Raw genomic sequence first — 25,712 nt, 5'->3', positions numbered from 1 at the left:
TCCGTTGTCAGTATTACTTAACTGAAAACCTTAAAAAGCCCGAAAAAAGAAGCGCTTATGCCGAAAAATAAAAAGGTCACCGAGAAAGTCATTTACCGTTTGGATTTCCGCCCGCCGGCGACCATTCTCAAAGACGGTTTTGCCGGCACTAATAATGAATGGATGAATACCGTGTACGGAACCAGCACGGTATTTTGTGCCCGCACACTGCGGGGCATTTCCCGGTTCTTTCTGGAGTCCGCACTGGATATGGGGGCTGCCGGTATAGATGCCGCAGGCCGGCGTCCGCCGGGGCCGCTGAGTAGCAGTATGGGCAGTGTATACCCCACAACTCCGGAACAGGTGTATGTTTACTGCATCCGCGCCAAAGGACTTGAATACATCGACGTGCAGGAAGACCTTGAAGCGAAGACCACCGGCTATCCCATAAATCCGGATTCTAAAATTCTCAGTTATATCGAAGAGAAAAAGAATGCCAATGGGGTGATCGGTTTCGATGAGGAATACTGGGAAAGAAAGCTGCGTATTTATCTGAATAAATGTGCGCTCTACACGGAAGAACTGATCGTCAAAGGGCCGATAGAACCGGCCCGTATTACCCTGTATCAGACCCTCTGAAGATCTGCCTTTCCATTGCCCGTCAGCTCTGACGGGCAATGATGTTCGCCGGTAAGCGGTGCGGTGAATTGCCTATTTTCTTAAGCCCCTGCATTGCCAGCCACATGGCGATTGCGCTGGCCAGTAGCCAGGGCAGGGCGAAGCCGGGATTGGTCACGACATTGCTGAGCTGATACATGACGCTGGCCAGCCAGTAACCCAGGAAGGTGGACCAGGCGACCACCACCCCGGCCCAGTAGCGACCGGATTCCCGTTTCATTGCGCCAATCACCGCCACGCAGGGGGTGTATAGCAGGATCAGCACCAGATAACAGAACGCGGCATAGTTGCTCGGGAACAGCTGACGCATGGTGGTCAGGCTCTGGTTGCTGACCCCCTGATCGTCGGCGCTGTCATTGATGGCGGCTAATCCCAGCGGATCACCCAGCCCGCCGAGCAGACCGTAGGCATTATCGCGGATGGAAAGCAGCGCGGCGGAGAGTGTGCTGGTCAGGCTGAAGGCTTCTGCAGCTTCCGGTACCGCATCATCTGCCGGGTTCAGTGCGCTTTGGTAGAGCACATCCAGACTGCCCACTACCGCTTCCTTGGCAAAGATGCCGGTGAAGATGCCGACCGTGGCAGGCCAGTTTTCTTCACTGATGCCAATCGGGCTGAGCATCGGTGTCAGGGCTTTACTGCTGTAGCTGAGCAAGGAGTCCTTGCTGTCCTGATTACCAAAACTGCCGTCGGTGCCAATGGAATTGATTACGGTTAACAGGGTGACCATCAGCACAATGGTGCTGCCGGCCCGTTTGATGAAGCCGCTCAGGCGGTGCCAGGTGGTGGCAATGATGTTACGCATTACCGGCAGGTGGTAGTGGGGCATCTCCGTGAACGTCGCGGCATTGCTGCCGGGGAAAATCGTCCGCCGGAACAGCCAGCCGGTAAATACCGCCACCACAATGCCCAGCAGGTACAGCAGGAATACCATCAGGCTGGCCAGTTCAGCAAAGAAAGCCGCACTGAATAATGCATATACCGTGAGTCGCGCCCCGCAGGACATAAAGGGAGCCATAGCGACGGTGAGCAGGCGGTCCTGTTCCCGGCTGAGGCTACGGGAGGCCATCACGGAAGGAACATTACAGCCGAAGCCCACAATCAGTGGCACAAAGGCACTGCCCGGTAAACCGATGCCAGCCATCAGGCGATCCACCACAAAGGCCGCACGGGCCATGTAGCCTGAGTCTTCCAGTATGCTCAGGCACAGGTACAAAAAGCCGATCACCGGAATAAAGGTGCCGATTAACTGAATGCCACCGCCGATGCCGTCTGCCAGCAGGGTAACCAGCCAGGGCGAAAATTGCCAGTGAGTCAAGAGCTGGCCGAGCCCGGTGACGAGGGTTTCCCCCAGTAAAATATCAAAGAAGTCGATGAAGACTGCGCCGAGATTAATGGCGAAGAAAAACAGCAGGTACATCATCAGCAGGAATACAGGAATGCCCAGCCAGCGGTGCAGTGCCAGGCGGTCGAGCTGTTCGGTCAGGGAAGGTTTGTTATGCACGGTCGTGGTGCTGGCGTTTACCTGTTCGCTGGCCCAGGCAAAGTCTTCGCTGATGCTGGCATCGTAATACAGTGTTTCCTGTGCGCTTGTCGGTTGTTGTCCGGCCTGACCGGCCCGGGCGTTGGCCAGTGTTTCGTTCAGACCGGAAAGCAGGGCGGTAATCCCCTGGGACTTACTGGCGACCAGCGGGATAACCGGGACGCCTAAACGGGCTTCCAGCCGGGAGATATCAATGTTGATGCCCTGCTGGCTGGCCACATCCAGCATGTTCAGGGCGACCACTACCGGGGTGCCGGTGTTCAGCAGTTGCCGGGTGAGGGGCAGGTTGCGCTGCAGGTTAGAGGCGTCCACCACATTGATCAGCAGGTCTGCCTGCTGGGTGCGCAGGTAATCTACGCTGATGGCTTCATCAATCCCGGGGGTATAACCGGCTTCTTTGTGCATGGCATAAAGGCCGGGCAGGTCGATAAGCTCGGCGGTTTCATTGCCCAGTGGCAGGTTGCCGGATTTGCGTTCGACTGTCACCCCGGCCCAGTTACCAACGGTCTGGCGGGCGCCGGTCAGGCAGTTGAACAGGGTGGATTTACCTGCGTTGGGATTGCCGACCAGCGCGATGGTTATGCTCATAAGATTGTCACTCTGATTTGGCTGGCATCCTGTTTACGGATACTCAGATAGGTGTTGGAAACCCGTACCTGAATCGGGTCTCCCAGTGGGGCCGTGTTCAGATGAATAACTGTCGCACCGGGGGTGACACCCAGTACTGACAGGGGGTAAGCGTTTTGCTGATCGCCGGTGAAGCCGGTGATCTGCGCCGGTGTATGTTGCGGCAGTTGATCCAGAGTCATAACGGTTCCTGATTCAGAGTTGTCCTGATTTTTTATGAACGTAAATGCATCAATATCTGTGCGTGACGGATTTAAGGCGCATGAAGATAAAGCAAATGCAATTAAGAATGCTTAGCATTTATCAATTCTGATGATTATTCCGTTAAAAAAATGTGAAAAGCTTTCGGCTGATTGCGGGTGTGGAAACCATTTCTGGCCGGGTGCCTATGGTGGAGATACTTCTACGTTTTTTTGACATAGCAGTATTTAGGGTTGGCGGTGACGCGATTGAAATGAGCTTATGCGAGGACCCTTCTATGTCATTAAAACAACCAAAACAATTAAAAGCGTTACTTGCCGGTGCTGTTTCACTGGTTGTTCTATCTGCCGTTCCGGTTGCGGGTGTCAGTGCGGAGGAGGGCTTTAAGGGGGCCAAAGACTGGGTGTCCGGTGCGCCGGATCAGCTGACCAAAGATAAGCGGCTGGAAAAATATTTGCGGGGTTTTGACCAACCCATGTGGGAAGTAGGTGAGCGCTATGATCGTATGGAACAGGCGCTGATTGATGAGAACTATGAGTTGGCTCAGTACCACTGGAAGAAGATCAGAATTACGCTGGAAAACGGCCTGATGAAACGGCCGGGGCGGCGGGCGAATGCTGAGGCTATCTTGCTGAACAGAACCTGGTCAGAGGTTCGCGATGCACTGGCAACGGAAGATCCGGCGATTGTGAAAGCAGGCTTTCAGAAGGCCAAGAACGCCTGCATGGCCTGCCATGCGGCGGAGCGGGTTGCTTACATGAATGACCAGCCGTTGTTCATGCGGGACGGTTTTCTGGCTGATCAGCCCTGACAGATACAAGGAAACGCCTGAAAAATGGACGGGCTTATTGCGGTGACTCTGGCACTGTTGCAGGGAATCACCGAGTTTTTACCCATATCCAGCTCTGCCCACCTGATCCTGCCGGCCTATGTGTTTGGCTGGCCAGATCAGGGGCTGGCGTTTGATGTGGCATTGCATATCGGCACGCTGGCGGCGGTGGTGTGGTATTTCAGAGATGATCTGGTCAAGCTGCTGCAGGCCTGGCTGGACAGCTGGAAACCAGGTCAGCATCTGAGTGCTGCTCAGCGGCCGGAAGCGCGGATGGCCTGGTCGCTGCTGGTGGCCAGTGTACCTGCCGGGGTATTGGGGCTGTTTGCCGGTGACCTGATTGCCTTGTATTTGCGCCGCCCGGAAGTAATTGCCGTGGCAACGTTTGGTTTTGCACTGTTACTGGGCTGGGCTGACTATCGCTGTCGTCAGGTCAGAGCGCTGGAGGATGTGGGGTTCAGGGAGGCGCTGCTGATTGGCATGGCGCAGGCGTTGGCGCTCATTCCAGGCACTTCCCGTTCGGGTATTACGCTGACCGCCGGACTGATGTTGGGGCTGACCCGGCAGGCGGCGGCCCGTTATTCTTTTCTGTTGTCGGTGCCGGTGATTGCTGCCGCCGGTGGCTTGCAGGTGGTGAATCTGGTGCAGTCTGAAACGGCGGTGAATTGGGGCCTGCTGGCACTGGGGGCGGGCACGGCGTTCGTCAGTGCGTATCTGTGCATTCGCTGCTTCCTGCAACTGATTGAAAAGATGGGCTTGTGGCCCTTTGTGGTTTACCGGCTGCTGTTAGGCGGCGTGCTGGTGTGCTGGTTTGTGCTCTGAGTTTTTTTAACTTTGGTTTTACTGCTTGATACCCAGTTCCCGGAGCCGTTTATACAGGGTGTTACGGCTGATGTTCAGGGCTTTGGCAGTGCGTGAAATGTTGCCCTGATGCAGATTGTACTGCTTCAGGGTTTCATCCAGCGGGTCGATGGCTGCTATTGTTGGCGCGGTTGTGACCGGGGAGGATCCGGCTGCTGATGCAGCGGCGGTGACAGTTGAAGGTTCTGTCGCGGGTCCCGGTGGGATAGCTGTAGCAACAGTGGCCGCAGAAGGGGACATCGGCTCGCTGTTCTTAATGTCGTCAAAGAAGTCGTCCGGCAGGTGCCAGGGTTTGATCTCGGTGGCATCGGCCATCAGCAGGGCGATCTGAATTACGTTACTGAGCTGGCGGAAGTTGCCGGGCCAGGGGTGTTTGTCCAGTAACTGGATCACTTCTTCAGACAGAAAACGGGGCTGGTGGTCTTCCCGCAGATCGGTGTGGATCTGCTGGATGATCTGAACCTTGTCGGTACGCTGACTCAGGGACGGATAATCCAGTTTCAGGCCGCTGATACGGTAGTACAGGTCCTGCCGGAACAGGCCGGATTCCACCATGTCTTTCAGGTTACTGTGGCTGGAGGCCAGCAGTTTGAAGTCGATGGGGTGGCGGGCTTTGCTGCCGCTATGGTTGATGCTGCCTTCTTCCAGAATACGCAGAAAACGGGCCTGCATATCCAGCGGCATATCGCCGATTTCTTTTAACAGCAGGGTGCCGTTATCCGCCTGTTGTATCAGGCCGGGCACCGGCTGGTCAGTGTATTCATCAATGTGACCAAATAACTCTTCTTCAATGGTGCTGCCGGACAGCGACGCGCAGTTAATGATGATAAACGGCTGGTTTCGCCGCTGGCTGGCGCGGTGCAGTGCCCGGCAAAAGGATTCTTTACCGGAGGCGGTTTCACCCTGAATCAGCAGGGGAATGTCCCGCTCCATGATGGTGCTGGCCATCTTAATGCAGCGCTCTACTTTGGCATCACCATAGTTAATGCTTTGCCAGGGGGAGGCTTGCTCCGGCTGGGGTTGCAGGCGTTCGCGGAAGTCCGGGGCGATGACCGGTGCCTGAGACGGGCGGCGGACATGGGCATACATCTTGTATTTGCCCAGTGCATTGATGGCCACCGGAATGCCTTCCGGCTGATTCTTCAGTTCAAACAGGGGAATGCCAAAGACTTCTTCCACATTCATCAGTGCCAGTTCATAGCGCAGTAACATTTCTGCCCGGCGGTTGGCGGAGATAATGGTGCCTTCTTCATTAAAGGCGATCAGCCCCACCCACTGGCTGTCGAGGTTATCGGTGTGGGTGTTGAAGGTCATCAGGAATTCGGTGTCGCCAAACTTGCTGAAGATCAGCCGGTTCTCTACCGACTGGGACATCATCTTTACCATGCCCAGGGTATGTGCCTGGGGCAGGTAGGCATCGCTGGATACGTCCAGCACGCCCATCAGTTCCCGCTCGGTGTTATAGATAGGCGCGGCGGAACCTATCATAAAGCGGTTGGATTTCAGAAAGTGTTCGTCCCGCTGCACCTGAACCGCCTGCCCGGTTTCGATAGCGGTACCGATGGCGTTGGTGCCGTTGTGGCGTTCCAGCCAGCTGTTGCCGTCGCGAAAATAGGGGCGCTTCTTTGAGTCGATAAAACGGTTGTCACCCCAGCAGTTCAGCACCTGACCTTCGCGGTCGGCGAGAATGATCAAACAGCTGGAGTTATTCAGAATGTTCTCATAGAAGGGCAGTACCTCGTGCCCGGTGGTGTCGATCAGGTAATGGTGTTTGTCTTTCAGATGGCTGACCTCACCCCTGGCCAGTGCAAAGTCCGCCGGGGAAGCGTCCTGTTCAAGGCCATAGCTGTCGCAACGCTGCCACGAGCTTTTAATCAGCAGGTCGTGGCCGAGGTTGCCGGGTTTCTGGTCATTATCTTTCATCGGTCACGTTTTAGCTGATCTTTACCGAATAGTAAATATGCGCCTTAAAAGGGCAGGAAAGTGTTCAGAATATATGTTCAATAGTGTTCAGGGTCAATTGTGAACTGAACACTGTGTTTCGGTGGTGAATAATTATGTTCGTTATTGCACATGCGTAAAAATTATTATTTATATCTATAAAACAATGGGTTGTGTTTTTGTTTGATTTAATTGTTGCTGATTTGTTGCAGAAAATGACAGTATTCAGGTTCGAATTCGAACCAAGGCTGAGTTCGCACATCCCTGACCGGTAAGCTGGCAGGTATGTGGCAGATATTTTAATAACAATAAAGGCCGATATATGTCGCTTTGTTTGCAAAATGTTACCCGCGTTGTGGATGGCCAGATCCATATCGACGACGCTAACCTGACGTTAGAGCCCGGCTCTTTTAATGTCTTACTCGGACGCACGCTGGCGGGGAAAACCTCGCTGATGCGTCTGATGGCTGGCCTGGATAAACCCACCTCAGGCCAGATTCTGATGAACGGCGTGGATGTGACCGGCGTACCGGTACAGAAGCGCAATATCTCCATGGTGTATCAGCAGTTCATTAATTACCCCAACTGGACGGTGTTTGAAAATATAGCCTCGCCCCTGCGGCTGGAAAAAGTTCCTGAGGCTGAGATTACCCGCCGGGTGAATGAAACCGCCGAGATGCTGCACATTGAAGCGTTGTTGCAGCGCCGCCCGTTGGAACTGTCTGGCGGTCAGCAGCAACGTACTGCCATGGCCAGGGCACTGGTGAAAGATGCCAGCCTGATTCTGTTTGATGAGCCGTTGGTAAATCTGGATTACAAACTTCGTGAGGAGCTGCGTCAGGAAATCCGCGAGCTGCTGATCAGCCGGAATTCCATCGCCGTTTACGCCTCTACTGAGCCAAATGAAGCCCTGGCGCTGGGCGGCACGACGACCTTGCTGCACGAAGGTAAGGTGATTCAGACCGGTGTGTCTTCAGATGTATACCGTTACCCGGTAAACATTGATGCGGCGGAACTGTTCAGTGAGCCGCCGATTAACCTGATCCGCGGCCAGGTATCTGAAGCTGAAGTGACCTTCGACAGCACGGTGCATTTTCCACTGAATCAGGACATTCGTGGCCTGCAGCCCGGTGATTATTATTTCGGTGTGCGGCCGAGCCATATTGGCCTGGTACCCCACGGGGATGATGATCTGGAAGTGGCGGTTAAGGTAGAGATCGCGGAAATCAGCGGTTCAGAAACCTTTATGCATGTACGCAATGATCATTTCAATCTCGTGGCCCAGCTTTCCGGGGTGCATGAATATCATACGGATACGTCCATTAAGGTGTATCTGCCAACCCATAAACTATTTGTCTTCAGTCTGGATGGCCGCATGTTGCAGGCGCCGGGCCGGATGTATACGGGGGAATAAGGCATGGCAGAAATACATCTGAAAGCGCTGGCGCACAGTTATTCCGATGCGCCGAAAGGGCCGGCGGATTATGCCATCCGTGAAATGGATCATGTCTGGAAACAGGGCGGTGCTTATGCATTGCTGGGGCCTTCGGGCTGCGGCAAAAGTACCCTGCTGAATATTATTTCCGGGCTGTTGTCGCCGTCGGACGGTGATGTGCTGTTTGACGGCAAACGGGTAAATGAGATTCCGCCGGAAACCCGCAACATCGCGCAGGTTTTCCAGTTCCCGGTGATTTACGACTCCATGACAGTGTTCGACAACCTGGCTTTTCCGCTGCGGAATATGAAGGTGCCGGAAGCCAAGGTGCAGGCCAAAGTGCTGGAAATTGCAGAGATTCTTGAACTGCAGGACATGCTGAAGAATAAGGCCAAGAACCTGACCGCCGATGAGAAGCAGAAAGTATCTATGGGCCGCGGGCTGGTCCGGGATGACGTGTCTGCCATCCTGTTCGATGAACCGTTAACGGTGATCGACCCGCATCTGAAATGGAAACTTCGCCGCAAGCTGAAGCAGATCCATGAGCAGTTCAATATCACCATGGTGTATGTAACCCACGATCAGTTGGAAGCCTCAACTTTCGCCGACAAGATCGCGGTGATGTACAACGGCCAGATCGTGCAGTTCGGCACTCCCCGTGAGTTGTTTGAGTCGCCTAACCATACCTTTGTGGGCTACTTCATTGGCAGCCCCGGCATGAACGTGGTTGAGGTTGAGCGGCACAACGGCGGTGTGACGTTCAGCGGGGTGGATATCCCGCTGGATGACGGCCTGGTGGATTTCCTCAGCCAGGTGCCGGGTAACAATCTGAAGATCGGTATTCGCCCTGAGTTTGTGCATGTATCCGGCGAATCGGTACTGGGGGCTTACGAAGCGGATATTTCCCATGTGGAAGATCTGGGCACTTATAAAATTCTGACCTTCAGGCTGGGGGGCGAAACCATGAAAGCCCGTCTGGATGAAGATCAGGAAGTGCCGTCCGGCAAGGCTTACGTCAGCTTTCCGAAACAGTGGCTGAAGCTGTACGTCGACGAATACCTGGTGGAGGACACCTACGATGAATAAGGTTGAGAACAATAAGGCCTGGTTTCTGGTCACCCCGGTATTCCTGCTGGTGGCCTTCTCAGCGGTGATTCCGCTGATGACCGTAGTGAACTATTCCGTACAGGATATTTTTGATCAGAACACGGCATATTTTGTGGGCGCTGAGTGGTACCGGGAGGTACTGAATGACCCACGCTTACATGATTCGCTGTTGCGGCAGTTTATTTTCTCCGGATCGGTACTGCTGATCGAGATTCCGTTAGGCATTGCAGTGGCGCTGATGATGCCAACCCGGGGCTGGACGGCCTCTGCCGGCCTGATTTTGCTGGCCATTCCGCTGCTGATTCCGTGGAACGTTATCGGCACCATCTGGCAGGTGTTTGGCCGGGCGGATATCGGCCTGTTTGGCTGGGCACTGAACGGCCTGGGCATTGATTACAACTATGCCTCTAATCCAATGGACGCCTGGTTTACGGTCCTGCTGATGGATGTCTGGCACTGGACGTCGCTGGTGGCGCTGCTGTGCTACTCAGGTCTGCGGGCGATTCCGGAAGCTTACTATCAGGCGGCGCGTATTGACCGTGCTTCAAACTGGGCGATTTTCCGCTATATCCAACTGCCAAAGCTGAAAAGTGTACTGGTGATCGGCATTCTGCTGCGCTTTATGGACAGTTTTATGATCTATACCGAGCCGTTTGTCCTGACCGGCGGTGGCCCGGGTAACTCCACCACTTTCCTCAGCCAGACCCTGACTCAGATGGCGATTGGTCAGTTCGATCTGGGGCCGGCGGCAGCCTTCTCATTAATCTATTTCCTGATCGTATTGCTGGTGAGCTGGCTGTTCTTCACCACCATTACCCATCTGGATAAGGCGAAGTAGGGGATAGCAGAATGAATTACAGTCTTAAAAAGAAGCTGGGTATCAGCGCCTATATCTTCTTTGTGTTACTGCCGATTTACTGGTTGCTGAACATGTCGTTCAAAAGCAATTCAGAGATTCTCGGTGAGCTGACCTTCTGGCCGAAGGATTTCACGCTGGATAACTATGCGGTGATCTTCAGCGATCCCACCTGGTACATGGGGTATGTGAATTCCATGGCCTATGTGTCCCTGAATGTGATCATCACCCTGATGGTGGCCTTACCGGCGGCCTATGCTTTCAGCCGTTATAAGTTTGCCGGCGACAAGCAGCTGTTCTTCTGGCTGCTGACCAACCGTATGGCACCGCCGGCGGTATTCCTGCTGCCGTTCTTCCAGCTTTATTCTTCTGTCGGGCTGTTTGATACCCATCTGGCGGTAGCGCTGGCGCACTGTTTGTTCAACGTGCCACTGGCGGTATGGATTCTGGAAGGCTTTATGTCCGGTGTGCCGCGGGAGATTGATGAAACCGCCTATATCGACGGTTACAGCTTTCCCCGTTTCTTCATCAAGATTTTCCTGCCGCTGATCCGTTCCGGTATCGGGGTGACGGCCTTCTTCGCCTTCATGTTCTCCTGGGTAGAACTGTTGCTGGCCAGAACGCTGACCTCTGTTGAGGCCAAGCCGATCAGCGCCATCATGACCCGGACTATCGGGGCGTCGGGGATCGATTGGGGGGTACTGGCAGCAGCCGGCGTACTGACCATCATTCCGGGGCTGCTGGTGATCTGGTTTGTCCGTAACCATGTGGCTAAGGGTTTTGCCCTGGGCCGGGTATAAGGAGTCGGATGATGGAGAGCATTATGATCATGAAACGTAACCGAGCTGCTGTGTTTGGCTGTACCGGGCTGCGGATGAGCAGGTTTGTCCGAAATCACGTTACTCACACTGCCCGGGGCTTCGCCCTGGGCCGGGTATAAGAGGAGGGTCTGTTATGGGTTGGATGGCATGGACTCTGCCGACGGCGATCTTCTTCGCCACCATTGCGGCAATTTTAGTGGCAATGACGGTATACGAAATCAAGTCTCCCTGTGTGGAGCGTAAAGGCTTTTTGCCGATCGAGACTTCTCGGGGCGACCGGCTGTTCATTGGTCTGCTGACCAGTGCATATATTCATTTGCTATACGTCGGGTTAACGGAAATGACCCTCTGGATAGCATTAGGTATTTCCTGCGTGTGGCTGTTCATAGTCATGCGTTGGGGGTAATTCATCTCTGCTGGGATGTTGAGTGAGTTGAGTGAAGGATTCTGTGCACTGCCAACGTGCAGGCCGGAACCGGCTTTACCGCGTAAGAAAGTAAGTTAGGGGAAAGACGCACCGGTAACTGAGCCGTTAAAGGTGAACCGGTAAATACAGGAAACGGCGGTTAAGCTTGGGATTTAGCCGTCAGCTTTCCTAAACCACAATCTTCATTTATGAGGTTGATCATGAAAAAAAATAATAACTGGCCGAAGCGACTGCTGTTAAGCGCAGCGATTTCCATGGCCACCATGGGAGTGGCGCAGGCTGATCAGTACAGTGACGCAGCGCAAAAGTGGGTAGCTGAAGAGTTTGGCCAGTCCACCTTAACCAAGGAGCAACAGCTGGAAGAGCTGGCCTGGTTTGCGAAAGCGGCCGAACCTTTCCGTGGTATGACGATTAACGTTGCCTCAGAAACTATTGCGACTCACGAGTATGAGTCCAAGGTTTTAGCGAAAGCCTTTACTGAGCTGACCGGCATCAAGATTGTTCACGATCTGATTCAGGAAGGCGATGTGGTTGAGAAGCTGCAGACACAGATGCAGTCGGGCCGTAACATTTATGATGCCTACATCAACGATTCCGACCTGATCGGTACGCACTTCCGTTACGGTAAAGTGTTCCCTGTATCAGACATGATGGAAGGTGATGGTAAGGATTACACCCTGCCAACACTGGATCTGAAGGACTTTATCGGTCTGGACTTCACCACTGGCCCGGACGGAAAGCTGTATCAGCTTCCGGATCAGCAATTCGCTAACCTGTACTGGTTCCGTGCTGACTGGTTCGCCCGTGACGACCTCAAGAAGCAGTTTAAAGACATCTACGGCTATGAGCTGGGTGTACCGAAGAACTGGTCTGCCTATGAAGACATTGCTGAATTCTTCTCTAAACATGTGAAGGAAATTGATGGCCAGCGCGTTTATGGCCACATGGATTACGGTAAGAAAGATCCGTCACTGGGCTGGCGTTTCACCGATGCCTGGTTCTCCATGGCCGGTGCCGGTGACAAGAGCCTGCCAAACGGTCTGCCTGTTGATGAATGGGGGATCCGTGTAGAAGGCTGTCAGCCAGTGGGTGCAAGTGTTTCCCGCGGCGGTGCCACCAACGGTCCGGCGGCTGTCTATGCCACCACCAAGTATGTTGACTGGCTGCGTGATTATGCGCCACCACAGGCACAGGGCATGACCTTCTCTGAAGCGGGTCCTGTTCCTGCACAGGGTGCGGTTGCTCAGCAGATTTTCTGGTACACCGCATTTACCGCCAGCATGATTGAAGATGGCCTGCCGGTTGTAAACGAAGACGGTACGCCGAAATGGCGCATGGCACCTTCTCCGAAGGGCCCGTACTGGGAAGAAGGCATGAAGCTGGGTTATCAGGATACCGGTTCCTGGACCTTCATGAAGTCTACTCCGGATGATCGTCGTCTGGCGGCGTGGCTGTACGCACAGTTTACCGTGTCCAAGACGGTATCTCTGAAGAAGACCCTGGTTGGTCTGACGCCGATCCGTGAGTCGGATATCAATTCACAGGCAATGACCGACGCAGCACCTAAGCTGGGCGGTCTGGTGGAATTCTACCGCAGCCCTGCGCGTACCCAGTGGACGCCAACCGGTACTAACGTTCCGGATTATCCGAAACTGGCGCAGCTGTGGTGGCAGTATATTGCTGAAGCGGCAAACGGTGAGAAAACGCCACAGAAAGCACTGGATGGTCTGGCGGCTGCACAGGACAAAGTCCTTAAGCGTCTGGAGCGTGCCGGTGTTCAGGGCGAGTGTGGTCCTAAGCTGAATCCTAAGGTTGATCCGCAGGAATGGCTGGCCAAGCCGGGTGCTCCGAAAGCCAAGCTGGCTAACGAGAAGCCTCAGGGTGAAACCGTTGCATACGACGACCTGCTGCAAAGCTGGAAGGATGCTGCGAAAGTCGCTAAGAACTGAACCGCAAGCTGATCTGACAGCTTAACAGGCAGCCATGCTGCCTGACTGAAAATCACTGCACAGCGGGTAGTCTGCCCGGCACCGCTGTGCAGTGTTCATGCTTTTGAACAACTGTTCAGTGCTTACCTGCCTGCCTGGGGTGGGTAAGCATTTTTTTATACAGCCGGCTGACCTTCAGATACACATCTTTTTTGTCCGCTGTTGTGCAGGCTTTGTTTCAACAAAAACCGGGTTGCAACAGAATCTGCCCACGTGTGAGTACATCGGATGATGTGCCGGAAATAAGATTACTCCCGTATGATCCTTTCTTCTGAGAGCAAACGTCGGACTTCAGCGTCCGAAATTCCTTCTTCTAATTCTAAGTACTGGAACTCGGTAAAGTGTCCATAGCGGATGGTCAGGTTTTTTTGCCTGCCGCCGGTAATAGTTAGGTCGGCATCGATGCCGTACCGAATCCAGATTTCGAAGTCGAGATTGTCGTCACACTGATACCAGAGAGGCACGCTTTTGTGGACTTTTGCGTTCTTGGGGATCCATATTTCGTAGTCATATTCAGGGCGCCGGCTTTTACTGCGCCAGTCTGGCATGTTTTCAGGGCATTTATTATGCGTATTCAGATGTTCGCGGACCCTTAAGCTTTCATAGATGCCAAACTCATTTGCCTGCCAGATTATGTGCCTGTCGTTAACGCCCAGTGGGTTGGGGATAACGAAGGCGAAAAGCAGGGTGAGCCCGATGAGGAAAGCCACGATGGCGGCAAGCGCGAGGGCTATGTATTTTAACAGTTTCATCATCCCTGAGCTCCTCATACCTGATCAGTGAAATGTTCGCTCGAAACATTATTCTGAAAAGATTTCCTTTCAGTAAAAGATAGGTGGGGAAACAGGGCCGGGCAAATTACAGGATACAGACACCGGATCGGTGACCGGATATCCAAAAGAGCAAAAGCTTTTGTGTGGTCAGGGGATAAGCAGGCAGCCGGATCTGTCAGGGGGCAAAATCATGGCCGAATATCATTGCGTACACGCATGAGTATTTTGCCGAGTTTGTTTAAGCCTGTGCCATCTTTACCGCTGCCCCAGTAGTAATCACCGGGGGCGTTTTCGACAATCTCTTCCTGTGCGGTTGACAGCAAAAGAGCGGTAAGTGCCTGGTGGGTTTTGAATTTCTGTAACACGGCCCGGTACATAATTTCATCTTTAACCGCTTCCCAGTCACTGCGTAGCGGTATTTTTCTGCTTCTGCCCAGTTCTGCGGCCTGTTTGGCTGTATGGGCTGTCTGAATGCGGTTTTTATAATCCTGATCAGTGAACTTCTGTGCCTGAAAATAGTGCTCAACTGTCGGCCACCACTCCGCATCTATTTCGATGCCATGTTTCGAGAAATTGGAGAACTCTCCGTAAGGATCAGTTTTGGTATAGAAGTAAATCGTCATCGTTGTTCAGCCAGGTTTTAATCTCATCAGAACAGGTGCTACAGAGGCCGTCGGAGAGTATTCCTACAATGAGTTTTTCGGTTATGTCTGGCAGGCAGAGCATCAACTGTCAGGTAAATAAGTCTGGCACAGGCCTTGCGATCAGCTGTTACATCGCGGGTATCTGTATCTCGGTGCCGGATACCGGTTTACTGATTCGAAAACATCGTATCGGCGGGGTTCGGGCACTGCTCGTCGGCTATCGCCATCACCTGTTGCTGTAAATCCTGGCTCTGGCTGATTTCCGGATATTTTACCGACAGTTCATTAAAGCATTGGCTGGCCGCGTTGATCACGCCCATCATTTCACCCTGTGCTGCGATCAGTGCACTGGTATCTCCTGACGCCTGGGCGGCATTGAGCATTTCCATGGCCTGTTCAATCTGTGCGTAGGGTGCTTCCATACAGGCGCAAACGTCGTCGGCGGCTTCATTTAGATCAGGCGTAGCCCATGTAACGCCGGCCAGAGATATGAACATGCATATGATCAGTGAGTGACGCATTTGCTGTTCCTCCTTAACATCTTTGAATACGGGTGTGGTTACTTCCCGAATTTTTTTCAGGCGGGTCAGAGGGCGGGAGATGTTATCCGTGACGTATTTTGTCAGTCGCTACTGCGGTTTATCGGTGCGATTAAAGGTAACGCTGAACGAAAAGCCCTCCGTCTGACGTAACCACTGCTTTTACAGGTAATAACCATTGTAGATGCTATCAGTGCTTTTGTTACGTTAGTGACGCGGTGTTCTGAACGGTGATTGCAGTGTTAACTATTTTTCGGATTCTGCAGAATGTTTCTTTTCTGATCCAGTGCTGTTTGCCTGAGCGGTGCCGGTAATGAACAGATACAGATAAGCGGTTGGTGCTCAGGCATTTTGAGTGCCCGGGCTGAGGTACCTGCGGGGAGTTTTGTTTGTATCCGGATGATCTTTGTGGGTGTGATTTCAGTTCTGCCGAAATAAGATCTGACGCTGGTAAGCGTAGCAATTGGATTGCCTACAAGTGTTTAGTGGTTTTCTGCCTGGATTCCTCATATTCCTGATAGGAGGGGGAATACTGCCGTAAACAGGCATCAGTGGCGGTCTGGGGCAGATCAAGGCAGGCTCTGCGCTGATCTTCCTGAATCTGGCTGTAGATCTCTTCGTTGCTGCAGGCTGTTAGCAGCCCTATAACACAGGTGATGATGAGGGTTTTCATCTAGGGTATCCGTTTTTAAAACTCTGTGACGGCCGCGCGGCAGAAGGGCCGGCTGTCAGGTCTGTCTGAAGCCGGACACTTGCGTTCAGTCAGCAGGAATGAAAGCGACGATACGTAACGGTGCGCCGCTGCCGTTGGCGATCTTCATCGGTAAGCCAACCAGGGTAAAATCTTTTAAGGGAAGCTGATCAAGATTTGCGACATTTTCCAGTCCGGGTATATTTTTCTCAAACAGGATTGTATGGGTACCGAACAGGGTAGAGCTGCCGTAATCAATACTGGGGGAGTCGATGCCGACGGCTTTTATGTTTCTCTCTGACACTAAAAACTGGGCAGTATCCGGATGAATGCCCGGAAACTTCAGTTTGGGAACGGCTTCCTGACCCCGTTCAGCAGTGCCCATGTAGGCTTTTTTGTCAGGCCAGAATTTACCTGAGCCGCTGTCGATCAGCAGGATACTGCCATCCGGCAGTCTGCCGTTTTGGGCTTCCCAGCTTAGAATATCTTCAGTGGTGACCTGATAGTTGCGGTCTTTTTGGGCTTTATCGGTAATCCGGATGACGACGCCCGGCCCTATCAACTGATCTACCGGGATCTGATCGACGGTGTTGCGGTTCTCGGCAAAATGAATGGGTGAGTCGACGTGTGTACCACCGTGTTCAGCACCGCTGAAATTGTAGGCCGTGTAATAGAATCCGGCATCTGTCCGGCCCTGAAAAACCTTCTCCTGTTTAAAACCGTCTGCTGTGGGCCAGTAAATGGCCTCTTCTGAAAAATCGTGGGTTAGATCGATCCATTGTCCTTTAAACAGGTTGTCTGCATATGCAGTGAGGGATACCGCTGAAAGGAATACTGAGCATATAAAGCGTTTCATAAGCGTCTCCTGACATGATGAGTCCTGATGCCTGTTGGCGACAGGCGGTCAGGAAGTGTAAGTCAGGCGGTTTACTGAGAAGCCGTTAAATCCATCACAGTGGCAGATAAGATCTTCAGGTCTCTCCTTCCGGGCGCGTAATTCCCCGGGTTGATCTGTCTGTAGATATCGCTCAACGGTCTGAGCGATTAATGAGGTGACTAATCGCATGCTGTCAGCGCTTTGGTGGCAATACTGCGGGTTAACTCTTCCTTATGTCAGGAGGGCGGTGAATATAACAATCAGGGTGGGAAATCAGTTCATCGCGCCTTTCCGGCCTTTTATGCTAAAGAAATACTCAGTAGGCCGGGTGTGGTGACATAACAGTCCGTTATCCTTTACTCGAACCTGAGTGATTAGCTGGTAAGAAAGCGGTCAGAGAATCAGGCGCAGAGGCGCCTGATTTTGAGTCAATGATACCGTGCAGCAGCGAATGCTAAGGAACCGTTACCGTTACCGTGACGCTGAACCGTGCATTTTCTTAACAGCAACGACGCCGACGGGAATCAGTGCCACGACCGCCAGCGCTGAAACTCCGGTCAGCAGCGTTTGCATTCCGGTTGTGGCGATGAGTATTTTTATCAGAATCAGCACCGCCATGAACGGCAGCGACATTAAGGTCATGGAGATAAACTTTGTGTCTTTTGGGTTGCGTTTAAATCGCCAGACGATCAGTTGAATCATTACCAGAATTGCAGAGATGACAATGACCAGATTCACGTGATCAGTGACAAATGTTTGCGTGTCTGCTGACAGTAAGCCCATGACGGTTATCAGATTTTCAATGGCGACAACCGGAATCAGGTGGACAATGATTACCGTGGGAATGATCCGGATGAGGGCAGGTAAAGCGTCTTTAAAGCGTCGTCCGGCCTGAGGTTTATTGCTTTCGTAATGTTCTGAATGAATGGGGGCTGACATACTGACTCCTATGATTTTACGGAGGAAACCTGCGCGGCAGCTTGGTTACACCGGTTTCCGGTCTGATCTGAAGCCCTGTGTTAAAAGGGCCATTGCTTGTCATAGGTATCTGTATTATGTAGTTGTATCGCCGGATTGTTTTTACCGGCGTCTGCACAGGTTCTGCAGAAATATTTGCGGGCTATTATGCGTCACGTGATACGGAAGGCCAGCGTTAACTTTTTTTGTTTCAGAGTGAGTTTCCCGCTTACCTGGGGATGCATTCCAGCTTCAGCTATACCTCGTAATACCCGTACCAGAAGTACTGCAGTTGTTGATAGTGCAGGTTTTTCACGCGGTCACCCAGTAAGGTGCGGAAGTCTTCTTCAGTGATGAAGTTTTTAAGTATTTCGTGCTGGGTGCCGTCTTTCAGGGTGCGGGTCTGGTAGGTATTCCCCGCTGCATCCCGGCGGCTGACCGGAGTACTGTTACCTTCAACGTAGAGATTATCCGCAAAAATAACAGCACTGCCCGGTTCGAGGTTTTCGTGCAGGGTTTCTATGAATGAGCTGAGATTGTTCTTATTGACGTGTGAAAGCCAGAATCCTGCATAGCAGGCATTGGCTTTTTGGCGCACATTGCTGAGGCTGTAGGCATCGTCGGTGATAAAGGTGATATTGGGATTTGAATACTCTTTGCTTTTTGCGACCTCGAGCACTGCTTCGTTGTAATCTGTGGCCAGAACACTGGCGGTATCAGTACTGTATTTATGTGTCCAGAATCCTGTACCACAGGCTATTTCCAGTACATGTTTGCCGGCCAGAGTACATTGCAGAAAGTGTGTGAGTTGTCGGATGTCTTTTTGCCGCTCCGGCCTTGTGTAGATTTGATCAAACTCTGTGGCACGGTTTTTATAGTATTCCTTTAACTGAGTTTCCAAAATGTTCTTCCTTGTTAACGGGGTGAAGCGTATTTATTGATGAATTCTTTACAGGGTCAAACGGATTGAATGTTTTGATTAAAACATTCAGTGATATCTTTTTCTAACTGTGCTCCCTGAAAGTGCTTGCTGGTACGGCTTTTCAGGATTCGGACGGACTGAATTATATTGTCAAAAATTAATCTTACCCGCAGCTTATCATCACCATTACAAAATGCGTCGTAATCTATCCGCAGTCTGAAATCTGTTGATTTCTGTTTACGCTGAAATAATTTTCGCTCTTTAAACCAGCCTGCATTTTCCATGGATGGCGGTAGCTTCATGATGATCGGAATAATATTTAGTTCAAGTACTTCAGAGCCATAATCGGTTGCTTCGAGAACAGGTGTTAATTTTTCGGTGACAAAGGCGCTGGCGGTTTGAAACTTTTTGTCAATCAGGTCGTGCGGGTGGCTAGCATCAATTTCTCCGCTTAAAAAGAATTTCATATCAAAACCTTTTTGAGTTGCCGGGCCGCTGAATGGATTCTGCCCGGTTGGTCGGGTACAGAGACAAAGCAGTGTTGAACGTTGTCGGGTTGAACTATGGGACATGTCTTTTGATTTCTTCAGGACGGCGTTAATCAACAGAATACGTGCCTGTATTTCAGGTTCAGTTTTGTATTCTTCTCTGTTTCTTTTAGTCAGGTTAGCCGTTTTGGGAGCATTTGGTTTGCTCTTGCTAACAGAAATTCTCATAGCTTCTATATAAATTATCAAATTTACGGGTAGAGCCGGCGGGGCTATTATCGGGGTAAGTTCGGCAAACAATAATAATCTGCCTGTTGTATGGCCCGCGCCTATGAATTTGCTATCTAAACCTGTGTTTCTCGGTTCCTCTGTCAGCTCGTCTGTCAATTCCCTGCCTTTGCATGTGCCTCAGCTTTACCGTGACCGTGATTTTCCACCTGTTAATTCCGGGGTGGTGATACGGCCTGCTTTTGGTAAAGAAGCTGATCCCGCTGCGATGAATATGCTTACCGGGCCACAGCGGGTTGAGAAGGCAGAGGAAATTGCATTTCTGCTACTGCCGGGAACGGCAATGGCGTGTCTGAGTGCAGCAGTCGCTGTGCTGAGTAACGCCAATAAGCTGGCGGAGCAGACCTTGTATCGCTGGACGCTCTGCAGCCGGGATGGTTTGGCGGTGCTGTCGGAGGAAGGTTTTGAGGTGGGGGTGCAGCAGGGAATTCAGAGGCTTGATCCGGCGCGGCTGGATAAGCTGATTGTGTGCGGCGGTCAGGATTGTGATGACCCGCAGGTGCTGCGCTGGCTGCGGCAGGCAGGGCATTTCAGTCTGGAGATCGGTGCCTTCGGAGCGGGCAGTTATCCGCTGGCCCGGGCGGGCTTGCTGGATGATTATGCCTGTACCACTCACTGGGAGTATCTGGCGGCGTTGCAGGAGGAGTATCCCCGTCTGATGCTCAGTTCACAGTTATATGTGGTGGATAAGGACCGTTTCAGCTGTGCCGGTGGCAGTGATGTGCAGGATTTACTGCTGCATTTTGTCGGCGAGGCACATGGTCAGACCCTGGCCAGAGCCGTGTCTGACCGGTTGGTGTACCGCACCCGTCCGTCCGGTGAGTCTCAGCGGGGGGCGCACAGCCGGCAGCAGTCTGTGTATCTGCCGGCCTGTTTGCAGGATGCCATTTTGCTGATGGAGTCGAATATTGAGGAACCGCTGTCTTTGCAGGAGATTTCCGATTTGTTGGGCATTTCCCGCCGGCAGGTGGAACGGCTGTTCAGGAAGTATCTGGACAGCCAGCCGTCCCGTTATTACATGGAGCTGCGGCTGAACCGGGCAAGGGAGCTACTGCAAAAAACCAGCAAGAGTATTACCGAAATTTCCATTGCCTGCGGATTCTCCAGCACCTCACACTTCAGTAAAAACGTTAAAGATCAGTTTGGCTGTTCACCGAAATTACTGGGCCGGCAACTGAAGCTGGCCCGGTAGCTTTGCGGTTATTATGAGCTTTGTTTCAGCACATAGCCTTTTCCCGGCAGGGTATGGATCAGCGGCTGGCTGAAAGGCTTATCGACCTGTTTACGCAGGTGATACAGGTGGACTTTCAGGGCGTTACTGTCTGGCGGTTCATCGGACCAGATTGCCTGTTCCAGTGTTTCCCGGGTGATAATTGCCGGGCTGGCACGCATCAGAATTTCCAGCAGGATATAGCCGGTGGGTGAGATTTTCAGGGGATGTTGTTGCCGCCAGACTTGCTGATTATCCAGATCCAGCCGGAGGTCTCCCACCTGCAGAGTACGTACCTGTCCGCTGTGCCATCTGGCCAGTGACAGCACCCGTACTGTCAGTTCTTCCAGTGCGAAGGGCTTGACGAGATAGTCATCACTGCCGGCGGTGAAACCGGCCACTTTATCGTCCAGAGTATCCCGGGCGGTGAGCATCAGGACCGGTGTTTTGATGCCCTGGCTGCGCAGTTCCCGGCACAGGCTGAGGCCATCCAGCCCTGGCAGCATCAGGTCCAGCAGCAGTACATCGTACTGATTTTTGCTGGCCAGCTTCAGACCGTCAGGGCCATTGTTCGCATGGTCGACGCTGATTGACTTCAGACGCAGGTATTCACAGATGGAGTCTGCAAGGTCCTGATCATCTTCAACCAGCAAAGTGCTGAGTGTCATAGGCTTGTCTCCGCAATCTTAGTCTCCGCAATCTGAGGCTGTGTTGGCGATGTCTGCGCAGCCTTGTTTTTACCGCTCTTACTGAAACGAAAATCTTCACTGATCATCACCAGCGCCGGAATCAGTATCAGCGTAATCATGGTAGCAAACAGAATGCCATAGCCCATGGCAACGGCGGCCGGAATCAGAATCTGTGCACTTTCTGAGGTATCCAGTATTAGAGGAACCAGACCTACGTAGGTGGTTACAGAGGTCAGAATGATGGCCCGCATCCGGCTGCAGCAGGCGTCTACCATGGCCAGCTTTACCCCTTTGCCCAGATTTCGGTTTTCGTTAAAGCGGCTGATGAGTAACAGGCTGTCGTTGACCACCACACCGGACAGCGCAAGTATGCCGAACATGGCCAGAATACTCAGGGATAAGCCGTGTAACCAGAGGCCCAGCAACGCACCTATGATGCCGAAGGGAATGGCGGTCATGATCAGCAGAGGCTGGGTATAGGACTTCAGCGGAATGGCCAGCAGGGCGTAAATGGCCAGCAGGGCGACTGCAAATGCGATGACCAGCGAGCCGGTGGATTCCGCTTCTTCCTGTGCTTCGCCGCTGAGGACGATACTCAGTCCGGGGTTATCCAGCCGTAACTGCTGAAACAGTTCGCTTTCCAGTGCGGCGAGAATGTCGTTAGCATCGGCGACCTGTTTATTCAGGTCGGCGGTGATGACGGCGACCCGGCTGCGGTCGATACGCTCGATTTCCCGGGCCACATATCCGGAGGAAATATCCGCCACGGCCTGCAACGGCACCGCCTGACCGTCGGGCGTACGGATATGCGCACGGTTGAGGTCATCCGCGCTGCGGCGCTGTTCGTCAGGATAGCGAACCCTTACTTTCACTTCGTCTTTGCCACGCTGAATGCGTTGTACTTCATAGCCCTGATAGGCTTGCTGGATTTGCTGTGCCAGCATAGCGGTGGTCAGCCCCATTGCCTGACCTTCCGGGCGCAGTTGCAGGTCGATCTGTGGCTGGCCGGCTTTCATACTGTTCTGTACCCCGGAAACGCCTGCATAGTCACTCAGTGCCTGTTGCACTTTACGGCTGGCGGTTTGCAGGGTGGCAGAGTCTGTTGCACGCAGGTCAATGCTGATGTCGGCTTCGTCTTCATGGTCGGTAATGAAGCGAAGCCTCCGTACCGCTTCAAGAGCAGGGGTTGCCGCTTCCCAGCGTTCGGCGATCAGGTTGGTACCGAAGGGGCGGCCGCTGAGAGGGCTCAGTTCTGCCGTCAGGGTGGCGCCGGTGTCGGTGGTCAGCAGCGAAAGGCTTTGTATCGGCGCTAAGTCCAGACTGAATTCATCCTGTAACTGGCGGCTGATTTGCTGGCCGGCCTGTTCAATTTCCAGTGCCTGTGACTGCACCAGCCCGTAGCCGGCTTCGTCTTCCAGTGTCAGGGAGACCTGAATGGTATTCTCGGGAATATCCGGGAAGAAGACGGAGCGAATCTGGCCGGAGAGTACCATGCCGGTGACCATAATAAGTACAGTAACGGCCAGCAGCAGGGTGGCGTAGCGCAGTTTCAGCGCCTGATGAATAAACGGCCGGTACAGGTGCCTGATCCAGTAGTTCAGCCCCTGACTGATCTTGCCCTGTAACCAGCGCCAGCCTCTGGCCAGCGGGTTGTTACTGCCGGATGAATGCATTCGCAGATTGGCCAGGTGCGCGGGCAGAATCAGCTTGGATTCAATCAGGGAGAAGATCAGGCAGAACGCCGCGGCGTAGGCAAACATGGCAAAGATTTTCCCGAGGCGGCCTTCCACCAGTGACAGGGCCATAAAGGCGGCGACCGTGGTCAGCACGCCGAATACGGTCGGGACGGTTACCCGCTGCGCACCGCGTATGGTGGATTCGATACTGGCACCGTGCCGTTCCCGTTCGGCGTAGATGCTTTCGCCCACCACGACGGCGTCATCCACCACAATTCCCAGCGCGATGATAAAGCCAAAGGTGGTGATTTCGTTGAGGCTCAGGTTGTAGAAGTTTGGTCCGAGCAGCAGCATGGCGCCGGCAAAAATGACCGGCAGGCCGGCCCCGACCCAGAATGCCACTCGCACGTTCAGTAACAGGGAGAGCATTAGCATGACCAGAGCAATGCCCATCAGGCTGTTGTTCAGCAGCAGCCCCAGCCGTTCGGTGATGTAGACGCTGCTGTCGTTCCAGACGCTGGTCTGAACATTGGCCGGCAGTTGTGACTGAAATGCTGCCACTTCTGTTTTAACGTTTTCAGATATCTGCATGATATCTGAGCCGCCGTACATCTGTACTGCCAGCTCAACCGCCGGCTGGCTGTTATAACGGGCGATAATGCCGGACTGGGCGTAGCTGTCGTAGACCCGGGCGACGTCTCCGAGGGTGATCCGCTGGCCGTCGCGGGTTTCGCTGATCAGGATACTGGCAAACTCGCGCTGGAAGTATTTGGGCTGATCGGCTTTGACGATCAGGGTGCCGTTTTCACTGTAGAGCTCGCCGCCGGATTCAGTTACTGAGGCCGCAGCGATCCGGGTGGCAATGTCATCCAGACTTAGCCCCATGGATTGCAGTAACTGTTCATCTGCCTGAATGGTGATTTCCGGGGTTTGCCGGCCCTTGGTAACCACTTCTTCAATGACCGGATTGGCAAGCAGCTGATCCCGCAGGCGTTTGGCGGTATCTTGCAGGGTCTGCTGATCGGCGCTGCCGTACAGATGCACACTGAGTGCGTCTTCAACATCCAGCTGGCGGCTGACCACAGGTTTCTCGGCCTGATCCGGCAGGGTGGTGATGCTGTCTATGCGGTTTTTGACGTCCTGATACAGGATGTCGAGATTATAGCCGCTGGTCTGTTCAATGGTCAGCGAGCTGCCGCTGCCATCGGAGGTGCCGGAGATCTGTTTAATGCCCGGCACGCCGTTAAGGGCTTCTTCCAGTTTGATGGTCACCCCTTCTTCGCTGGTCAGGGCGGAACCGCTGTCGTAGCTGACGGTGACACTGATGCTGTTGGGGGGCAGTGAAGGGAAGTCTTCCACCCGCAAATTCATGGCGGTGAGGCTGCCGATCACCAGAATAAATATCATCAGCAGGTTGGCGGCCACCGGGTTACGGGTGAACCAGGCAACCCAGCCTTGGTTGGAGGAAACGGAGGTATTCATGGCTGGCTCTCCCCGCTGACTGAGGCCAGTGTGCGGGTGATGGATTCGCCGCCAACAGCCTGTACTTTCATTCCGGCCAGATAGCCGGATACCGGTTTACGCACCAGGCTGATCTGTTCCGGCAGGTTGCCTCTGCTGACGTAAAGGGTGTCGCCGTGACTGAACAGCACCGGGCGGGCGGCCCGTTCAAGGGTGTTGCCGGTGACGTACCAGAGGTAACCGTCGGCGGTCAGTGCGGTGGCGGGCAATGCAAACAGGTCCGGGGTTGCCTGTCCTTCGAGCTGAGCCTGAACAAAGCTGCCGAACAGCAGTGGCTGTTGCTGGCTGAGTGGCTGTTCGACGCTGATGGTCAGGCTCCGTAACCGGGTTGTTGCATTGATGTTATTGGATAACCGTTCGATTTTTCCCTGCCAGCGAGCGCCGGGCAGGTCACGGCTGAACAGTTCGACGGCTTCCCCCCGGGGATCAGCAGGTAACTGCTGCCACTGGCTGGCGGACAGTGCCACACGGACCTCCGCCTGGTTGCTGGTTTGCAGGTTGGCAACGGTATCTCCCTGATTAAGGTAGCTGCCCGTGGCGGTCAGCCGTTCGGTAATCAGGCTGTCGGCCGGGGCCTTGATCCGGGTTTGGGCCAGATTACGGCGGGCTTCACTCACAGCCGCCTGGGCCGCGCTGTGACGGGCACTGGCCGCGGTAAGCTGCGGTTCACGCAGCAACAGAGGGCTGGGTTTTTCGCTGATACCGGCCCGTTTCCAGTCCTGCAGCGCCTGTTCTTTTTGCCGCTGTTCCTGCTGCAGTGCCAGTCTGGCTTCCGCCAGTGTTTGCCGGGCGCTGGCCAGCCGGGCCTTATAGCCGGTGGGGTCGATGCGGATAAGCTCTGCGTCTTTTGGTATCAGCCCGCCGGCAACAAATGCCGGGTTGCGCCAGATCACTCTGCCACTGACTTCGGTTTTCAGACTGATCTGATCGGTGGCCTGCACTTCTCCGAATGCCTGAATCTGACTTCGGTAGGTGGTAGCCGTGACCGGCAGAACCGTCACCCGTGGGGCCGGAACAGCCTGTTCCTGACGTACCGGCTCCGGCTGATTGCTGACGGCATAGTTGGTGTAGACGAGTGCGGTGGGCACGGTGATAAACGCGAGGACCGTATATAAAATGGTTTTGCGGTGTTGTTTCAGTGTCATGA

At 53.5% G+C, this 25,712-nt stretch carries 24 protein-coding genes; 10 read left to right on the top strand and 14 right to left on the bottom strand.

The window, feature by feature from the left end; all coding sequences use genetic code 11:
* The first annotated feature begins 57 nt into the window (after nucleotides 1–57).
* A complete protein-coding gene (locus PCI15_RS16545; RefSeq protein ID WP_271271033.1) occupies nucleotides 58–618 on the top strand; it encodes a hypothetical protein in 561 nt (186 codons plus the stop codon).
* 22 nt (nucleotides 619–640) lie between these two features.
* Here the strand turns inward: PCI15_RS16545 and feoB are convergent, their stop codons facing one another.
* Nucleotides 641–2,785 (bottom strand): ferrous iron transport protein B, encoded by a 2,145-nt coding sequence (gene feoB / locus PCI15_RS16540; RefSeq protein WP_271271032.1) that lies wholly within the window; start codon nucleotides 2,783–2,785, stop codon nucleotides 641–643.
* Complete coding sequence (locus PCI15_RS16535) at nucleotides 2,782–3,006, bottom strand: FeoA family protein (RefSeq protein ID WP_271271031.1); 225 nt, start codon at nucleotides 3,004–3,006, stop codon at nucleotides 2,782–2,784. Before PCI15_RS16535 ends, feoB begins: the two co-directional genes overlap by 4 nt.
* Nucleotides 3,007–3,302: 296 nt before the next feature.
* On the opposite strand from PCI15_RS16535, the gene PCI15_RS16530 reads away from it, so the two are divergent.
* Nucleotides 3,303–3,836: a hypothetical protein gene (locus PCI15_RS16530; RefSeq protein ID WP_271271030.1), complete on the top strand. Its 534-nt coding sequence runs from the start codon at nucleotides 3,303–3,305 to the stop codon at nucleotides 3,834–3,836.
* A gap of 24 nt (nucleotides 3,837–3,860) precedes the next feature.
* A complete protein-coding gene (locus tag PCI15_RS16525) occupies nucleotides 3,861–4,676 on the top strand; it encodes an undecaprenyl-diphosphate phosphatase (protein ID WP_271271029.1) in 816 nt (271 codons plus the stop codon).
* Nucleotides 4,677–4,694: 18 nt separating this feature from the next.
* On the opposite strand, the gene PCI15_RS16520 is transcribed toward PCI15_RS16525, so the two are convergent.
* Entirely contained in the window at nucleotides 4,695–6,638 is a 1,944-nt protein-coding gene (locus PCI15_RS16520) for a sigma-54-dependent Fis family transcriptional regulator (RefSeq protein WP_271271028.1), read from the bottom strand.
* A gap of 340 nt (nucleotides 6,639–6,978) precedes the next feature.
* On the opposite strand from PCI15_RS16520, the gene PCI15_RS16515 reads away from it, so the two are divergent.
* The 6 genes from PCI15_RS16515 (at nucleotide 6,979) to PCI15_RS16490 (ending at nucleotide 13,251) form a co-directional block, all read left to right on the top strand.
* Nucleotides 6,979–8,070, top strand: coding sequence for an ABC transporter ATP-binding protein (locus PCI15_RS16515; RefSeq protein ID WP_271271027.1), 1,092 nt, complete (start codon nucleotides 6,979–6,981; stop codon nucleotides 8,068–8,070).
* A gap of 3 nt (nucleotides 8,071–8,073) precedes the next feature.
* Nucleotides 8,074–9,177 (top strand): ABC transporter ATP-binding protein, encoded by a 1,104-nt coding sequence (locus tag PCI15_RS16510; RefSeq protein ID WP_271271026.1) that lies wholly within the window; start codon nucleotides 8,074–8,076, stop codon nucleotides 9,175–9,177.
* Nucleotides 9,170–10,036, top strand: a complete 867-nt coding sequence (locus PCI15_RS16505; protein WP_271271025.1) for a carbohydrate ABC transporter permease — start codon at nucleotides 9,170–9,172, stop codon at nucleotides 10,034–10,036. The genes PCI15_RS16510 and PCI15_RS16505 overlap by 8 nt, the downstream gene beginning before the upstream one ends.
* Nucleotides 10,037–10,047: 11 nt before the next feature.
* Nucleotides 10,048–10,854, top strand: a complete 807-nt coding sequence (locus tag PCI15_RS16500; RefSeq protein WP_271271024.1) for a carbohydrate ABC transporter permease — start codon at nucleotides 10,048–10,050, stop codon at nucleotides 10,852–10,854.
* Nucleotides 10,855–11,008: 154 nt separating this feature from the next.
* Nucleotides 11,009–11,281 (top strand): DUF2160 domain-containing protein, encoded by a 273-nt coding sequence (locus PCI15_RS16495; protein ID WP_205658191.1) that lies wholly within the window; start codon nucleotides 11,009–11,011, stop codon nucleotides 11,279–11,281.
* Between the two features lie 221 nt (nucleotides 11,282–11,502).
* On the top strand, nucleotides 11,503–13,251 hold the full coding sequence (locus PCI15_RS16490) for an ABC transporter substrate-binding protein (RefSeq protein ID WP_376787819.1): 1,749 nt from the start codon (nucleotides 11,503–11,505) through the stop codon (nucleotides 13,249–13,251).
* 287 nt (nucleotides 13,252–13,538) lie between these two features.
* On the opposite strand, the gene PCI15_RS16485 is transcribed toward PCI15_RS16490, so the two are convergent.
* The 8 genes from PCI15_RS16485 to PCI15_RS16450 form a co-directional block, all read right to left on the bottom strand.
* Nucleotides 13,539–14,045: a hypothetical protein gene (locus tag PCI15_RS16485; protein WP_271271023.1), complete on the bottom strand. Its 507-nt coding sequence runs from the start codon at nucleotides 14,043–14,045 to the stop codon at nucleotides 13,539–13,541.
* Between the two features lie 206 nt (nucleotides 14,046–14,251).
* On the bottom strand, nucleotides 14,252–14,686 hold the full coding sequence (gene ybiA, locus PCI15_RS16480; RefSeq protein WP_271271022.1) for a riboflavin biosynthesis intermediates N-glycosidase: 435 nt from the start codon (nucleotides 14,684–14,686) through the stop codon (nucleotides 14,252–14,254).
* Nucleotides 14,687–14,874: 188 nt separating this feature from the next.
* The gene (locus PCI15_RS16475; RefSeq protein ID WP_271271021.1) at nucleotides 14,875–15,228 is read right to left on the bottom strand and encodes a hypothetical protein; all 354 of its coding nucleotides are present in this window, start codon (nucleotides 15,226–15,228) and stop codon (nucleotides 14,875–14,877) included.
* 490 nt (nucleotides 15,229–15,718) lie between these two features.
* A complete protein-coding gene (locus PCI15_RS16470) occupies nucleotides 15,719–15,919 on the bottom strand; it encodes a hypothetical protein (RefSeq protein ID WP_271271020.1) in 201 nt (66 codons plus the stop codon).
* 85 nt (nucleotides 15,920–16,004) lie between these two features.
* Nucleotides 16,005–16,793 (bottom strand): cyclase family protein, encoded by a 789-nt coding sequence (locus tag PCI15_RS16465; RefSeq protein ID WP_271271019.1) that lies wholly within the window; start codon nucleotides 16,791–16,793, stop codon nucleotides 16,005–16,007.
* A gap of 492 nt (nucleotides 16,794–17,285) precedes the next feature.
* On the bottom strand, nucleotides 17,286–17,753 hold the full coding sequence (locus tag PCI15_RS16460) for a hypothetical protein (RefSeq protein WP_271271018.1): 468 nt from the start codon (nucleotides 17,751–17,753) through the stop codon (nucleotides 17,286–17,288).
* Between the two features lie 274 nt (nucleotides 17,754–18,027).
* Nucleotides 18,028–18,672: a class I SAM-dependent methyltransferase gene (locus tag PCI15_RS16455; RefSeq protein WP_271271017.1), complete on the bottom strand. Its 645-nt coding sequence runs from the start codon at nucleotides 18,670–18,672 to the stop codon at nucleotides 18,028–18,030.
* A 56-nt stretch (nucleotides 18,673–18,728) separates the two neighbouring features.
* On the bottom strand, nucleotides 18,729–19,568 hold the full coding sequence (locus PCI15_RS16450) for an Imm44 family immunity protein (RefSeq protein ID WP_271271016.1): 840 nt from the start codon (nucleotides 19,566–19,568) through the stop codon (nucleotides 18,729–18,731).
* A gap of 109 nt (nucleotides 19,569–19,677) precedes the next feature.
* Here PCI15_RS16450 and PCI15_RS16445 point away from each other — a divergent pair, with 109 nt between their 5' ends.
* Nucleotides 19,678–20,661, top strand: a complete 984-nt coding sequence (locus PCI15_RS16445; RefSeq protein ID WP_271271015.1) for a GlxA family transcriptional regulator — start codon at nucleotides 19,678–19,680, stop codon at nucleotides 20,659–20,661.
* A gap of 11 nt (nucleotides 20,662–20,672) precedes the next feature.
* Here PCI15_RS16445 and PCI15_RS16440 read toward each other — a convergent pair whose 3' ends face one another.
* The 3 genes from PCI15_RS16440 to PCI15_RS16430 are packed head-to-tail and all read right to left on the bottom strand — an operon-like array spanning nucleotide 20,673 to nucleotide 25,710.
* On the bottom strand, nucleotides 20,673–21,347 hold the full coding sequence (locus tag PCI15_RS16440) for a response regulator transcription factor (protein ID WP_271271014.1): 675 nt from the start codon (nucleotides 21,345–21,347) through the stop codon (nucleotides 20,673–20,675).
* The gene (locus tag PCI15_RS16435) at nucleotides 21,344–24,526 is read right to left on the bottom strand and encodes an efflux RND transporter permease subunit (protein WP_271271013.1); all 3,183 of its coding nucleotides are present in this window, start codon (nucleotides 24,524–24,526) and stop codon (nucleotides 21,344–21,346) included. The genes PCI15_RS16440 and PCI15_RS16435 overlap by 4 nt, the downstream gene beginning before the upstream one ends.
* The gene (locus PCI15_RS16430) at nucleotides 24,523–25,710 is read right to left on the bottom strand and encodes an efflux RND transporter periplasmic adaptor subunit (RefSeq protein WP_271271012.1); all 1,188 of its coding nucleotides are present in this window, start codon (nucleotides 25,708–25,710) and stop codon (nucleotides 24,523–24,525) included. Before PCI15_RS16430 ends, PCI15_RS16435 begins: the two co-directional genes overlap by 4 nt.
* Between the last annotated feature and the right edge of the window lie 2 nt (nucleotides 25,711–25,712).

The sequence above is a fragment of the Aliamphritea hakodatensis genome (assembly GCF_024347195.1).
Lineage (GTDB): Bacteria > Pseudomonadota > Gammaproteobacteria > Pseudomonadales > Balneatricaceae > Amphritea > Amphritea hakodatensis.
Note: the sequence above shows the minus strand (reverse complement) of the source record. Positions and strands in the feature narration are given on the sequence as shown.